Raw genomic sequence first — 15197 nt, 5'->3', positions numbered from 1 at the left:
GTGACCTGGCAAGATGCGAGCGGACGACGGGAATCGAACCCGCACCGCCAGTTTGGAAGACTGCACGCTGCAACGCGTTGAACTGGGGTGATGACCCCGGTACATCGCTAGTAGGAACTGATTCGGAACCGATCGCGACGACCACGATCCCTGCGAGTGCCGTCGTTGGTTCCTGCCCGGCAGGCGCTGCTCCAAGTCGACCCAGCACGAGCGATGGGTCGCGCAGCGCGTCGCCGATCAGTCGCCAGGACTGTGCCGCGCCGAGAGTCAGCGTTGGTCGTGACAGGCAAGGCTCGAATGTGAAGGTCGTTTCGTCGGTTTAGGTACAGATTTCGCGCGCGTTATGCCGCTTTTGTAGACCGTGTATGAATTGTCCGAAGCATGATTTGTGACTGGCCCCATGTACCGTTCCTCCGCTCGCAGCTGCACGGGTTGCGGAAAGAATCGCAGGGGGACGCCGATTATGGCGGTTTTGTCGTCGCGCCATGGATTGCGCCTTGGCTCCGTGCTGGTCGCTGCGGCGACGGCTGTCGCGATCGTGGTCAGCCCGCTGCCCGTTGCTCCGGCGGTGGCCGCGGAACCAGCGGCCGCCCCTGCGGCAGTTGCAGCGATCGATGCGCGTGATGTTCCTCCGTTGGTCTCCTCGGCAGCGCAGCCGGCCGTGGGGACGGTGCCGGCGGGTGAGTTCGACGAGCCGACGCCTGTGGTCTCGGCGCAGCCGGTGACGTCGTCCCGGCGTTGGATGGTGTCGTCCGGGTTCAACGAGAAGACCTCCAAGGTCATCTCTCGTGAGGCGAACCGGCAGACGTATCGGAATGCCGATGGGACGTTGACGGCGCGGATGTCCAGTGGTCCGCTGAATGTGGAGACGGCGCCGGGAGTGTGGAAGCCCATCTCCACGGACGTGACCGCCACGGGCGACGGTGGTGGCGCTGCGGCCGTGCACCCGCTGCACCCTGAGTTCGCGCCGAGTGCGGATGCCGCGTCGGTGCTGACCGTGTCCACTGAGGGCGCCCAGGTCAGCTTCGGTCTCGATGGTGCAGACGCGGCCCCGATTGAGCGGGACGGGGATGTGGTCACCTACGACGACGTGTTCCCGGGTGTGGACCTGCGCTATGAGGTCTCGTCCGGGTCGGTCAAGGAGGCGCTGGTCCTGGCCAAGGCGCCACGCACGGCGCAGAGCTACGTGTGGCGTCTGACGGGCACGGGGGTTCGAGCCCCGGATGGGTCGCGACGGCGCGATCGAGCTGCTCGCCGGCGATGGGCACGTGGTGATGGTGATCCCGCCGGCAACGCTGTTCGACTCTTCCGGGGTGGAGGGCGTCAAGGAGCCGGCTTCGGTGAACGCCCCGATGACCCTGGCTCCGGCTGCGGAGGGGTGGACGTTGACGGTCACACCTGATGCGGCGTGGCTCTCTGACCCGGACCGGGTGTTCCCGGTGATGGTGGACCCGACCGTGTCGGTCTCGAACGAGGACACGCACGCCTACCGGTCCGACGGTGTGGTGGCGGTCAACGACTACGTGAAGATCGGCAACGCCCGTGCTGCGGGGGACACGGTGTGGCGCACGGTCGTGCGGTACCGGTATGAGCAGTTCTTCGGCTCCCAGATCTTGGATGCGAACATTCACGCTGAGGTGCTCAACGGCACCGCGACGACGTATGGGGCGAACGCGTTTCACGCGACCGCGTTTTCCTACAGCTCGCTGGGGGAGGCCCTGTCGTACGGGTCGATCGGTGTGTCCGGTGACTTTGGTGACAACGCGTTGGCGAACCGGATCGCGCAGTACGTGCGTGATGGGGTGTCGGGTTCGTACCTGACGATCACCGGTGATGAGCGTGCCGGGATCTACACGTACAAGAACATGGCGACCTGGCTCGACATCACCTACGCGCACTTCCCGGTCGCAGGCGGCATCGTGGCCCCGGCCCCGGGCGATGGTGCGCGCACCTCGCTGACCCCGACCCTGTCGGTCGGCTCGAGCGACCCGTCCGCCTCGGGTCAGCTGGTGTGGAACTTCAAGGTCTCCGCGAGCCCGAACGTCGATGGTGCGACTGTGTGGTCCTCGGGCACGGTGGGGCAGAACTCCGCGACGGTGCCGGCCACGAAGCTGGAGCAGGGGACCCGGTACTACTGGCGTGCCGACGTGACGAACGCCTACGACGGGATCTGGGGCACCCCCACGACCCGCAGCTCGTCGACGTTCTCGTTCGTCACGGACAAGTTTGCCCCGGTGCTCCAGGCGTCGGCGACACCGACGGATGGCACGGTCACCCCGGACCTGGACCCGAGTTTCACCGCGGCCGCGGTGACCGACCCCGATGGTGATGCGGTCAAGTACATGTTCCGGATCGCGTCCGGTTCGGATGCCACCACGGCGACGGTGGTGACCTCGGGCTGGTTGGACACCCCAGTGTGGACCGCCCCGACGGGCAGCCTGCGTGATGGTGGGGTCTACACCTGGACGGTGCTGACCAAGGACGACTACGGCACCTCCCCGGTGACGTGGGTGAACAAGCTGAAGATCAACCGCCGGCTGGCGGAGTCGGGGCCGTCCCCGGTGGAGCAGGTCGGCCCGGTGACCGTGAACCTGGCCAACGGCAACCTCGGGATGCGGTTCTCCTCGCCGACCGTGGCCACGGTCGGCGGGTCGATGGGGTTGACGTTCAGCTACAACTCGTTGGTCGCCGCCCAGAAGGGGCTGACCGCTCGGTACTACGACGCGACGCCGCTGGCTGGGCAGTCCCCGGTGTGGGACTTCGCCGGCCGTGAGCCGGTGCTGACCCGGATCGACCCGAACATCAACTACGACTGGGTCTACGGCTCCCCAGGTCCGGCGGTGCCGAGCGACTACTTCGTGGCCCGATGGACCGGCTTCATCAGCCCACCGCCGCAGTCGGGGCCCTACACGTTGGGTGTCACCCAGGACGACGGTGCCCGGGTCACGTTGAACGGGACGAAGGTCATCGACTCCTGGACCACCCAGACCCAGACCCTGCGCTGGGCCACGACGACGATGGCGACCGGGTCGACACCGATCACGATCGAATTCTTCGAGTCCGGTGCCGGCGCCACGATGCAGCTGTGGGCCAAGGACTCCACCGGCAAGGCGTTCGTCGTCCCCTCCGACTGGCTGACCCCCGCCGTGGACGCCCTGCCGTCCGGGTGGACCGCTTCGGCGGCGACCAGCGGCGACGGCGGCGGGTACATCTCCGCGACCGTCGAAGCCTCCTCCGTGGTCGTGACTGACACCACCGGAACGACGCACACCTACACCAAGACCTCCAACGGTGGGTATACCCCGCCGTCGGGGGAGTACGGCGCGCTGGCCATGTCCACCACCGGCCAGGTCCAGCTCACCGACGAGGACGGCACCGTCAACACCTTCGGCGGCAACGGGCTCCTCGTCTCGGCCATGCCCCCAGTCGACACCATCAAGCCCGCCACACCGGTCTCCACGTTCCGGCCCGTGACCGGGCTGCTGGACAAGATCACCGACCCCGTCTCCGGCAAGGCCGTGCGGTTCTTCTACACCGGCGACACCTTGCCCAGCGGTATGGACACCACCGACCCAGGCAAGGCGTGCAACGCCCCCGGGTCTGCTGATGGGAAGCCGTTCGGCGTGGTCCCGGCGAACATGCTGTGCCGGATCGTGTACCCCGGCGACACCGCCGGAACCTTCGGGGACTCCACCGACCTGAAGTACGACGGCTCCGGGCGTCTCGTGCGGATCGTGGACCCCGGTACCAAGGTCACCGACCTGGCCTACGACGGCACCGGCAAGATCACGACCGTGCGGACACCAGCCCTCACCGACTGGATCGCTGCACACCCACCCACCGGCACCGATCCCGGCCCAGCGATCGACATCGCCTACTGCCAAGCGATCGACCCCTGCGACCAGAAGGTCGCCACCGTCACGCTGCCGCCGGCGAATGGGTCTGCAGGCACGGCACGCCTGAGCAGCACATTCGCCTACTACCCGAGCGCCACCCCCGCTACCGTGCCGTCTACCACGACCGTGACCCGCACCGGGCTGGGCCTGGCGCGCACCGTCGAATACGACGCATCGCTGCGCCAGACCAGCGACGCAACACCCGCTGCCACCACCGCAGCCACTCAGTCCTGGCTGGGCAACAAGGACCTCCTCGTGGCCGCCACCGACCCCGCCGGGCGCATGTCCACGACCCGGTACGACAACCGTGACCGGCCGACCGACACCTACGGGCCCGCACCCGCCTCGTGCTTCAACCTCACCGTGAGCGCGGTTCCGATGGCGGGATGCCTGATCACACCCGCGCACACCTCGACCGCCTACGACGAGGGCCTGGTTGGCCTGAATGTCGCCTACTACGCCAACGCGAACCTCGCAGGGCAGCCCAAGGCATTCAGCCTCGGCTTCGGCGCCACCGGCAGCGCGGGGGACCTGACGCGCAACTGGGGAATCACCGATCCCGCCACGGGGGTGCCCGGCGCCGCCGCATGGTCGATGCGCGCCACCGGCATCATCAAGCTAAAGGCCGGCGACACGGTGCTGTCGAGCTATGCCGACGACGCGGTGCGGATCTGGATCGACGACGTGCTCGTGCTGGACCAGTGGAGCATCGGCAACGCCACCTCAGACCCGATCAAACGTGACACCGACGTGCCGGCGCGGATTCGCATCGACTACGCCAACACCGGTGGCGGCGCCAACCTCACCATCAGCTCGGCCCTGAACAGCGGCGCATCAGCCCTCGTTACCGGCGCGGCGCTCACCCCCGACTACGGGCTCGCGACACGCACGACGACCGACGACACCGGCGGGAGCGCACCAACCACGACCACCAGCACCCTGTACGCCAACCCGTGGCTCGGTGCACCGACCGCCACCATCGTGGACCCGACGTCGCTCAACCTGACGACGACCACGACTTACGAGTCCGGCACTTCGGGATACCTGCGCCGCATCGGACGCTTCCTGCCTGCGGCGAACCCGGCCACCAGCTCGACCGGAACGACCTACGCCTTCTACGGCGACACCGAAGGACTCGGGACCGCGACCTGCGAGGTCCCGGCCGGCACGAGCCAGGCCGGACTGCTCAAGACCACCACCGACCCGACGCCCATCGGCTCGTCCACCGGGATTATCACCACGCAGGTGTATGACCGCTGGGGCCGCACCGCCGGGACCAAGTCCGGGGAACTCGCCTGGACGTGCATGAAGTACGACGACCGCGGACGCGTCACCCAGGTTGCCTATCCCGCAGACACCAAGACTCCACGGACCGAAGCCCGCACGGTGACGACCAAGTACTCCCCGGACGGTATGACCACCACCGTCCAGGACCCGGCCGGCAGCATCATCACGGTGACCGACCTTCTTGGGCGAGTCATCAGCTACACAGATGTCTCGGGGGTGACCACGACCACTGAGTACGACAACGCGGGGCGGCCCGCCAGCACCACGACCACGGTCCTCGGCGTGGATTACTTTGCTGGATTGACCTACGACTCGGCCTCGCGGGTCTCGGCAGTCCTTGACGGCGGCAAGACAATCGCCACCGGCGGCAAGACGATCGCCATCCCGGCCTACGACACCACCACCGGAGAGATGACCGGGGTGAGCTACCCCAACGGCGCCAACACCGCCGGCAACGGCACTTCTCTGACCATCAAGCCCGACCCCGCCGGTCGTACAGAGAAGCTACTTTGGACGTTCAGCGACGGGACGACGCTGGCCGACACTGTGAGCCGGTCGCAGTCGGGGCGCATCCTGACCGACACCCTCACCAACGCCACCACCACGCTGGCCCAGTCCACCTATACCTACGACACAGCGGGTCGACTCACCGAAGCCACCGTCCCCGGCCACACACTGGCCTACTCCTTCGATGCTCTTCTTGGCGGCACTTGCTCGGCCAACACCAACCCGGCAGCTGGTAAGAACGGCAACCGCACCAAGCTCACGGACAAGCCGACAAACGGAACAGCCACGGTCACGTCGTACTGCTACGACAACGCCGACCGGCTCATTGCGACCTCGGTGTCCAACCCGGTCTCCGGCGCCAGCCCGGTCACCGGAACCGCGCTGTCCACTCCTGGAGCGCTTGCCTACGACGCTCGGGGGAACACGACACAGCTGGCTGACCAGAGCCTGACCTTCGACCAAACCAACCGGCACACCGCCACCACCGCCAATGGCACCACGGTGACGTACACCCGAGACGCGACCGACCGCATCGTGTCCCGCACCGCCACCGGCGGTGCGACCGAGAGCAACCTGTACGCCTTCACCGGGGGCGGTGACAGCCCCGACCTCGTCCTGACCCCGACAGGGGCCGTGGTCCAACGCACCCTGGCCCTGCCCGGTGGCGTCGTCGTGTCCCTGCCGACCACTGGAACCGCGACTTGGTCCTACCCGAACATCCACGGCGACGTCACGACCACCGCCGGACCCACCGGCACCCGGGGCGCTCTCACAATCTATGACCCATTCGGTCAGCCCATCGACCCCGCGACCAAGAACCTCGGCACAGTCACCGCCGACGACTCGGTCCCTGACAACCTGCCGGGCACGGCGGACAACTCGTGGGTCGGACAACACCAGAAGCTCTACGAACATGTCGGTGCCCTCGCCAGCGTCGAGATGGGCGCGCGCGTCTATGTCCCCGCCCTCGGGCGCTTCCTGCAAACGGACCCCGTGGAGGGAGGGTGTGCCAACGCCTACGCCTATGCGCTGGATCCGGTCAACGAATTCGATCTCACCGGACAGAAGATCACTATGAATTGGCGCAACGGATGGAAGGCAACGAGAAAGTGGGCGGGTTCCACGAAACGGTGGTACCACGGTGGCCGGCTCGGGCCAATCCTGGGTGGAGTCTCAGCACTAACAGGGATCGCTGCTGCTGTGCTGCTAATCACTGGCGTGGGGATTCCGGCGGCTGCAGTCCTCGGATACATCTCCATCGGGACCGGCCTGGCATCGACTGCCATAGGATGCACGGTAAGGATTGACGTGTGGTGCGGGATCGGGGTTCTCTCGACCGGACTGGGATTCTTCGGCGGTGTGGCGAAGCTGGCGCAACCAGCGTTGAAGTTGACTAGAGCCAGCGTAAACAGCGCCGACGCGACGGGCAACGGACTCGGGGGTATCTTGGGCGGAACGGGAACGGGACTTGGATGGCTGTCGAACAAACTGGGGTAGCAATGACTGATTGGAATCCGAACATTCAAAGAAGGCTGGTGAAAGGATCGCCCGCCTGGGTGTTGAGCATGCACGGGTTCGTGGGGGCGTGCCTCGGCCTGGCCAGCACTATCGGCTTCGGTATCGGGATTGCTATCCGGGGAGCGGGGTACGCAGACTCTCCGGCACTTGCGGCATTGCTGATCCTGATGATTCTCGGTGGCGTCTACTACATAGTCTCGTCCGTTCGGTTCGGGCGACGCCTGAAAGCGGAGGCCAGGGCCGGGTACACGACGTGTGTCGGTCAAGCCGAGAGTTTGGACGAGGTGGACTGGAAGTCGGCAAGGGTGATCCGTCTGGGAACGGAGCCCCCCATGGATCGAGCCGAGCTACAGAAGCGCACCGACGCTGTTCGAGCGGCGGCGAACCCGGGAGTGCGCCCAGTGCCATGACCGTGGGCGAGACTTTCAAAAAGACATGGACGACAAAAGTAATTTCGTCGTCTGGCTATTCAGTGCGGCCTCTGTTTCCGTTGGGAATAGAATACTCGGACTCGGTCGGAACGATCCGCCTAGACTCTGAGGCGTCTCTGGCACGCGGTGTCGACGTGACGCTGTTTGCGGGCCGCATCCCCGACACTGAGGAACGCCCTAGAGAGCGGGTTGTGGCGAACGTCGTCAACGCGTTCAAGTTCGCGGGCTGGAAACTAACCGTGGACGAGAAGTAATTTCGTCACGATCTAGGCGCATGTGGCCGTGGTGCGACGGATGGGCGGCCGTGGCGTCATGGGAGCCCGCGCGCATAGCGAAGACTCTGCGAGGAACTTCTTCCGCCTCCTATGCGGTGACCGCGAAGACCGGGAGTAACGCCCCAGCATCATGCGAAGCGCGTGATGCTGCCTCTCTACAGGAAGCGGGTCGCTGGACCGAGCGGCTGACGTGCCCGTTCTGTCAGGATCCGAACGTGGCTGAACCCGTCGTCACCAGCCTCCTGGCCGAGTGCGGCCAGGGTCCGATCATGTCGATGGAGCACACTGCCGCGGGACGTCTGCATGCGATCCTGCTCGACCTGCGCCGCTTCGTAAGCCGGCACCCGGCCCCGAGTGTTGCCCGAGGTTCCGGGCCGCGGGGTCGGGCTCCACATGCGCGGGCCGGAGGTCTCTACATAGCCAGTTCTTCGGGATGGGAACTGAACAGGAACTGAAACTCTCGATGCGAGGGCATTTTGGGGCACACCGGGTCGGACGGGCGACGGACGCCAAGCAGCCGGATAGTGCCCCGTGACCTGGCAAGATGCGAGCGGACGACGGGAATCGAACCCGCACCGCCAGTTTGGAAGACTGGGGCTCTACCATTGAGCTACGTCCGCACAGGTCCGGCTGCTGCATGCACAGCCTGGACCGCGGCACCCAGGGTACCGGGTGCGTGAGGGCGCAACGCGCACCTGTCTCGGCCCCCGGGCCTGGTGGGGTGCGCCGGGATGTGGCGCAGGTTGGTAGCGCGTCCGCTTTGGGAGCGGAAGGTCGTGGGTTCGAATCCCGCCATCCCGACAGAGTTCGACGACCGCGGAGCGGCTCCCACCGCGGCCCGCCTGACGGCGACACACTGACCCCGTGCTGCACCTGCGTATCTCGGTCCCGGCGGACCTCACGAGCGGCGTCGTCGACGTGCTCGAACGAGCACCCGCGGTGAGCAGCCTGGCGGTCTTCGACGGTGCGTCGCGGCGGCCCGTGGGCGACGTCGTGCTGGCCGACATCGCGCGGGAGGCCGCCAACGACGTCCTCGACGAGCTGCTGGAGCTCGGCGTGCAGCGCGAGGGCACGCTGAAGATCGAGCCGGTGGACACGTGGGTGTCGCGGCCGGGGTTCGACGCCGAGCAGCTCGCGCCGGGCAGCAGCGCCGACGCCGTCGTCTGGATCGACGTCACGAGGCGGGCGTACGCCGAGTCGGAGCTGAACTGGACCTACCTGAGCTTCATGTGCTTCGCGACGCTGATCGCCGCGATCGCCATCGTGCTCGACTCGCAGATCCTGGTCATCGGCGCGATGGTCCTCGGGCCGGAGTTCGTGCCGATCGCCGCCCTCGGCATCGCGCTGGTCCGTCGCCGGTTCCACCTGTTCCGGATCGCGCTCTGGACGCTCGTGGTCGGGTTCGTCATCGCGATCCTCTTCACGTGCGTGGCCGCGCTCGCGGCCAAGCAGCTGGAGTGGGTGACGGTCGAGCAGGTCACCGCACCCCGTCCCGACACGGCGTTCATCTACACCCCGGACAAGTGGTCGTTCATCGTGGCGGTCATCGCGGGCGCGGCGGGGGTCCTGTCGCTCACCTCCGCGCGGGTCGGAGGGCTTGCGGGGGTCTTCATCTCGGTGACGACGGTGCCCGCGGCGGGCAACGTCGCGCTCGGCCTGGCGTTCGGCCAGCTGGACGAGGTCCGCGGCAGCGTGCTGCAGCTGGGGCTCAACATCGTGGGCATGGCCATCGCGGGCTGGCTGACGCTGGTGTTCCAGAAGACGGTGTGGAACCGGTTCGCGGAACGGCGCGAGCGCCTGCGGGAGAAGATCCTGCGCAGGAGCTGACGCGGGGGTATGTATCAGGGCGAATCGCCCAGGGTCTTCGTCGGGGAATGCCCCCGTCACCTCTCGGAGAACCCCATGAGCAGGATCCTGTTCGCCCTCACGCCCGTCACCGGCCACGTGCGGCCCGCGCTCCCGCTGGCCCGCGCCCTCGTCGATGAGGGCCACGACGTCGTCGTCTACACGGGTCACAAGTTCGCGCACGCCATCACCGCGACCGGCGCCAAGCACGCACCGATCGTGCAGGGCCGCGACCTGGACGACGCCGACCTCGACGCCTGGTCGCTGGAGCACGGCGCGCCCGCCCCGGGCATCAAGCGGGTGCAGTGGGACGTGCTCCACCACTTCGTCGCCACCGTCCCCGGGTTCCTGGCCGACATCGACAGCCTCGTCGCCGCCGAGCGTCCCGACGTGATCGTCATGGACAACGGGTTCATGGCCGGGGCGATCGCCGCGCGCCGGCACGACCTGCCGTCGGTGCTGTTCTCGGTCTCGCCGCTGGCCATCTCGAGCAAGGACACGGCCCCGTTCGGCATGGGCCTGCAGCCGCCGCGGACCGGTCTCGACGGCCTGCGGTACTCCGTCCTCGACTGGTTCACCCGGAAGGTCGTGTTCCGGGACGTGCAGAAGGCCGCCGAGCGGATCGTCGCCGACGCGGGCCAGCCTGTCCCGGACGGCTTCTTCCTCGACTGGGCCCAGACCGAGGTCACCCGCGTGCTGCACACGTCGGTCCCGTCGTTCGAGTACCCGCGCAGCGACCTGCCTGAGCACGTCGAGCTCGTCGGCCCGTACCTGCCGGCCGGCATCGACCGCTTCGAGCCGCCGGCCTGGTGGGACGACGTCCTGGAGGCGCGGGCGACGGGTGTGCCCGTCGTCGTGGTGACGCAGGGCACCGTCGCGACCGACCCCGAGCGGCTGCTCTGGCCGGCGATCGAGGGTCTCGCCGACGAGGACGTCCTGGTCGTCGCGACCACCGACGCGCTCGACTCGTACCCCGCGAACGTGCGCGCAGCACCGTTCGTGCCGTTCGACCGCCTCCTGCCGCTCGTCGACGTCCTGGTCACCAACGGCGGCTTCGGTGGGGTGCAGCAGGCGCTCGCCGCGGGCGTGCCCGTCGTCGTCGCCGGTCGGACCGAGGACAAGGCCGAGGTCGGTGCACGCGTGGTCTGGTCCGGCGTCGGGCTGGCGCTGCCCACCGACAAGGTCACGGACGGCACGACGTCGCAGGCCGTCCGCGACGGTGTCAGCCGGGTGCTGGACAACCCGTCGTTCGCCCGCCGGGCCGCGGTGCTGGCCCAGGAGTACGCGGAGTACGACGGCATCGCGCGGACCGTCTCGGTCGTCACGGAGGTCGCGGGCAGCGGCCGGTGACGGTGCCCGAGAGGACGTCGTCGGTCCCACAGCCTGCTGGCTTGGGACCGCCGCTTCCCGTGGCGTAAGGTCGAGGGTCGCCAGCGTGCGGTCGTCGGTCCCCTCACCGGGATGCGGGCGACGGCGTGCGGCCCTGAACCAACGGAGATCGCCGGAGTCGCCGGCGCCCGCCCCGATCAGTTGGAGACCATCGAAGTGAAGAGCGCCGTCGAGACCCTGGAGCCCACCAAGGTCAAGCTGACCGTCGAGGTGACGTACGACGAGCTCAAGCCGAGCATCGATCACGCGTACGAGCACATCGCCCAGGACGTCGTCGTCCCCGGCTTCCGCAAGGGCAAGGTGCCGCCGCGCATCATCGACCAGCGCGTCGGTCGCCCCGCCGTCCTCGAGCACGCGATCAACGAGGGCCTGTCCGGCTTCTACGCCGAGGCCGTCCGCGAGAACAAGCTGCGCCCCCTGGGTCAGCCCGAGGTCGAGGTCACCAAGGTCCCCGGCCTCACCGCTGCTCCCGCTGGCGAGGAGGGTGAGCTGCACTTCACCGCCGAGGTCGAGGTCCGCCCCGAGATCACCGTGCCGGCGCTCGACGGCATCGCCGTCACGGTCGACGACGTCGAGGTGTCCGACGAGGACGTCGCCGCCCGTCTCGACGCCCTGCGCGAGCGCTTCGGCACGCTGGTCGGCGTCGACCGCCCGGCCGCCGAGGGCGACTTCGTCGTCATCGACCTGACCGCCACCATCGGCGACGAGCAGGTCGACAACGTCTCCGGCGTCAGCTACCAGATCGGCTCCGGCAACATGCTCGAGGGTCTCGACGAGGCGCTCACGGGCCTCTCGGCGGGCGAGTCGACGACGTTCGAGACGGCACTCGCGGGCGGCGACCACGCCGGTGAGACGGCCCAGGTCAACGTGACCGCCACGACCGTCAAGGAGCGCCAGCTCCCCGACGCCGACGACGACTTCGCGCAGCTGGCCAGCGAGTTCGACACGCTCGAGGAGCTGACGGCGGACCTGCGCACGCAGGCCTCCAGCATCAAGGCGTCGAACCAGGCCGTGCAGGCCCGCGACCTGCTGCTCGAGCAGCTGCTCGCCGCGACCGAGATTCCCGTCCCGGCGGGCGTCGTCGAGACCGAGGTGCACCGTCACCTCGAGGGCGAGGGCCGGCTCGAGGACGACGAGCACCGTGCCGAGGTCGGGGAGCAGGCCACCACGGCGCTGCGCAACCAGATCCTCCTCGACACGCTCGCCGAGCAGCTCGAGATCAAGGTCAGCCAGAACGAGCTGCTCGACTACCTGGTGAACGCGTCGCGCCAGTACGGCATGGACCCGAACACGTTCATCCAGACCATCGACCAGCAGGGCCAGATCCCGACGATGGTCGCCGAGGTCGCGCGCTCCAAGGCGCTCGCCGTCGCGCTGCGTCGCGTCGCCGTCACCGACGGCTCCGGCCAGGCCGTGGACCTGTCCGAGTTCATCGGCTCCGACGCCGAGGACGCCGAGGAGGCAGCCGCCACCTCCGCCACCGCGACGGACGCGGCGACCGACATCGCCGCGTTCGACGTGTACGACGACGAGGTCGAGACGGCCGAGGACACCAAGGCCTGAGCAGTCCGGCAGGGCCCCGCACCGAGACGACCGGTGCGGGGCCCTCCTGCGTCCGCCGTCCCACGACACCCTGAGGAGAGCGATGGCATCGCCGATGCAGCGGCGCGCGCGCGTCCTGCGGAACGTGCGGGGCCTCGCGGTCGGGGTCGTGGCGGCGGGCGTGTTCCTGGCCGTGGGTCTGTTCGCCGCGGTGCCGGGGGAGGTGGCGGACCAGCAGCTCGCCGTGCGGCTCGTCGCGGACGGCCAGCGCCAGGTCGTCGACCGGGCCGAGCTCATCCGCCGCCCGTCCGCGGGGCGTTCGGACTTCGATCCGCGCATCGACGTCGAGGTCGGGTTCGTCGCGGACGGCGCCGAGGTGACGACGCTCCTGATCGGACCGGACCCGCAGCACGTCCCGGACGACGCGGGCCGCTACCCGGCGACCGCGGAGTCCGGTTACGGGGAGCCCCTGGAGATCGCCTACCTGCCGCAGGACCCACGACGGGCGATCGCGGTCCGCGACCTGCAGGTCGTCGCCGATGCGGGCCAGGTCATGGGCACCCGGGTCCTCGCGGTCCTGGGACTCGTCCCCCTGGTCGCCGCCGTCGCGACGTGGTTGCTGCGTGGCCGACCCCCGTGGTGGAACTACTTCCGGAGCGTGGGGTGCGCGCTGTGCCCGCACCTGCGCGACGACCACGACGCCGTGGGGTCCCGTGCGTGCCGGCGTGTGCCGTGCGGGTGCCCCGGGCTCGTGCGCTGACGGGGACGACACCGGCCGACCGCCCTGCTCTGCCGTCAGCGAAAACGCTCGGTGGCGGGACATGGGCGGGTGGGGGTCCGCGTTAGGGTCACTGCATCGCACGGGTCCTCGCACAGGGGACGACCGCGCGGTGCAGGACAGACGTCACCGTCAGACGAGGGAGCCTTCGTGAACGAGCTAGCGCCGATGATGGCCAGGGCCGACAGCCCGGCCTTCGGCCTCAATGACTCCATCTACAACCGGCTGCTGCGTGAGCGCATCATCTGGCTCGGCTCCGAGGTGCGCGACGAGAACGCCAACGCGATCTGCGCGCAGATGATGCTGCTGGCCGCCGAGGACCCGGACAAGGACATCTGGCTGTACATCAACTCGCCCGGTGGTTCGATCACCGCGGGCATGGCGATCTACGACACCATGCAGTACATCCAGCCGGACGTCGCCACGATCGCGATGGGCATGGCCGCGTCGATGGGCCAGTTCCTGCTCTCGTCGGGGGCGAAGGGCAAGCGCTACGCCCTGCCGCACGCCCGCGTCATGATGCACCAGCCCTCGGGCGGCATCGGCGGCACCGCGACGGACGTGCGGATCAATGCCCAGCTGATCCTCCACATGAAGACCGTGCTGGCCGAGCTCACCGCCGCCCAGACCGGCAAGTCCGTCGACCAGATCAACTCGGACGCCGACCGTGACCGCTGGTTCACCGCCCCCGAGGCGCTCGAGTACGGCTTCGTGGACAAGGTCGTGACGAAGGCCGACTCGGTCGCCGGCGGCGGCGGCACGGCCTGACGGCCCCCACTTTTACCTTCTTGAGGAGAAGCTCATGAGCATGGAGTCCCAGTTCATGGCGCGCGCCGGGATGCTGGCGGGGCCGGGTGGCCTCGCGCCGTCCTCGCCCGCCGCCCGGTACGTGCTGCCGCAGTTCGAGGAGCGCACGGCCTACGGCTTCAAGCGCCAGGACCCGTACACCAAGCTGTTCGAGGACCGCATCATCTTCCTCGGCGTGCAGGTGGACGACGCCTCGGCCGACGACGTCATGGCCCAGCTGCTGGTGCTCGAGAGCACCGACCCGGACCGCGACATCGTGCTGTACATCAACTCGCCCGGTGGCTCGTTCACCGCGCTCACGGCGATCTACGACACGATGCAGTACATCAAGCCGCAGATCACGACCGTCTGCCTCGGGCAGGCGGCGTCGGCGGCCGCGGTGCTGCTCGCGGCGGGCTCGCCCGGCAAGCGTCTGGCGCTGCCCAACGCGCGCGTGCTCATCCACCAGCCCGCGATGGAGGGCGGCGGCTACGCGCAGGCGTCCGACATCGAGATCCACGCCAACGAGCTCATCCGCATGCGCGAGTGGCTCGAGCTGACGATCGCCCACCACACCGGGCGAGACATCGAGCTGGTCCGCAAGGACATCGAGCGCGACAAGATCCTCACCGCCCAGCAGGCGCTGGAGTACGGGATCGTCGACCAGGTGCTCGCCAGCCGCAAGGGCGTCGTCGCGACGACCGTGCAGCCGAAGTAGCACTTTCCTCGAGCCGGACCCGTCGCCGCGGGTCCGGCTCGAGCGCGTCCGGCGCGACAAGGCGCGACACGCCCGGTGCAATCGAGAACACGCCGAGACTCGCCGAGCCGTGTGTTCGGCTGACATCCCGGCCCGGGTGGTGTGCAATGGGGGAGGACGCGCACCTTGCGGGGTGACGCACTGACGACGCACCGCCCGTCGGGCGGAGGGCGACACGAGGAAGGG

8 protein-coding genes and 2 tRNA genes are annotated in these 15197 nt (G+C 68.4%); 9 read left to right on the top strand and 1 reads right to left on the bottom strand.

Features of this window, described 5'->3' with window-relative positions; all coding sequences use genetic code 11:
- Positions 1-505 precede the first annotated feature (505 nt).
- Together ASD16_RS22330 and ASD16_RS20745 are read left to right on the top strand one after the other, a co-directional pair.
- The gene (locus ASD16_RS22330; RefSeq protein ID WP_235523468.1) at positions 506-1402 is read left to right on the top strand and encodes a hypothetical protein; all 897 of its coding nucleotides are present in this window, start codon (positions 506-508) and stop codon (positions 1400-1402) included.
- Positions 1353-7187, top strand: coding sequence for a PA14 domain-containing protein (locus ASD16_RS20745; protein ID WP_369818002.1), 5835 nt, complete (start codon positions 1353-1355; stop codon positions 7185-7187). The genes ASD16_RS22330 and ASD16_RS20745 overlap by 50 nt, the downstream gene beginning before the upstream one ends.
- Positions 7188-8463: 1276 nt before the next feature.
- Here the strand turns inward: ASD16_RS20745 and ASD16_RS20730 are convergent.
- Positions 8464-8534, bottom strand: a tRNA-Gly gene (locus ASD16_RS20730).
- A 107-nt stretch (positions 8535-8641) separates the two neighbouring features.
- Here ASD16_RS20730 and ASD16_RS20725 point away from each other — a divergent pair.
- The 7 genes from ASD16_RS20725 (at position 8642) to ASD16_RS20695 (ending at position 14972) form a co-directional block, all read left to right on the top strand.
- Positions 8642-8715: transfer RNA gene (locus tag ASD16_RS20725), tRNA-Pro, on the top strand.
- A 63-nt stretch (positions 8716-8778) separates the two neighbouring features.
- Positions 8779-9741: a DUF389 domain-containing protein gene (locus ASD16_RS20720; RefSeq protein ID WP_055922450.1), complete on the top strand. Its 963-nt coding sequence runs from the start codon at positions 8779-8781 to the stop codon at positions 9739-9741.
- A gap of 75 nt (positions 9742-9816) precedes the next feature.
- Positions 9817-11109: a glycosyltransferase gene (locus ASD16_RS20715; RefSeq protein ID WP_055922447.1), complete on the top strand. Its 1293-nt coding sequence runs from the start codon at positions 9817-9819 to the stop codon at positions 11107-11109.
- A 195-nt stretch (positions 11110-11304) separates the two neighbouring features.
- The gene (gene tig, locus ASD16_RS20710; protein ID WP_055922444.1) at positions 11305-12711 is read left to right on the top strand and encodes a trigger factor; all 1407 of its coding nucleotides are present in this window, start codon (positions 11305-11307) and stop codon (positions 12709-12711) included.
- An 82-nt stretch (positions 12712-12793) separates the two neighbouring features.
- Positions 12794-13450, top strand: coding sequence for a hypothetical protein (locus tag ASD16_RS20705; protein ID WP_055922441.1), 657 nt, complete (start codon positions 12794-12796; stop codon positions 13448-13450).
- Between the two features lie 186 nt (positions 13451-13636).
- Positions 13637-14236, top strand: a complete 600-nt coding sequence (locus ASD16_RS20700; RefSeq protein ID WP_146926507.1) for an ATP-dependent Clp protease proteolytic subunit — start codon at positions 13637-13639, stop codon at positions 14234-14236.
- 34 nt (positions 14237-14270) lie between these two features.
- Positions 14271-14972 (top strand): ATP-dependent Clp protease proteolytic subunit, encoded by a 702-nt coding sequence (locus ASD16_RS20695; protein ID WP_055922435.1) that lies wholly within the window; start codon positions 14271-14273, stop codon positions 14970-14972.
- The last annotated feature ends 225 nt before the right edge of the window (positions 14973-15197 follow it).

Origin of the sequence: Cellulomonas sp. Root485, from assembly GCF_001426705.1 — a bacterium.
Taxonomy (GTDB): domain Bacteria; phylum Actinomycetota; class Actinomycetes; order Actinomycetales; family Cellulomonadaceae; genus Cellulomonas.
The sequence above is the reverse complement of the archived record's forward strand: the minus strand, read 5'-3'. Positions and strand labels throughout refer to the sequence as shown.

Excerpts from the sequence above, each read along its gene's own strand:
- ASD16_RS20745 (WP_369818002.1), top strand. The coding sequence starts at position 1,353 with ATGACCCTGGCTCCGGCTGCGGAGGGGTGGACGTTGACGGTCACACCT.
- ASD16_RS20715 (WP_055922447.1), top strand. The coding sequence starts at position 9,817 with ATGAGCAGGATCCTGTTCGCCCTCACGCCCGTCACCGGCCACGTGCGG.
- ASD16_RS20705 (WP_055922441.1), top strand. The coding sequence starts at position 12,794 with ATGGCATCGCCGATGCAGCGGCGCGCGCGCGTCCTGCGGAACGTGCGG.
- ASD16_RS20700 (WP_146926507.1), top strand. The coding sequence starts at position 13,637 with ATGATGGCCAGGGCCGACAGCCCGGCCTTCGGCCTCAATGACTCCATC.
- ASD16_RS20695 (WP_055922435.1), top strand. The coding sequence starts at position 14,271 with ATGAGCATGGAGTCCCAGTTCATGGCGCGCGCCGGGATGCTGGCGGGG.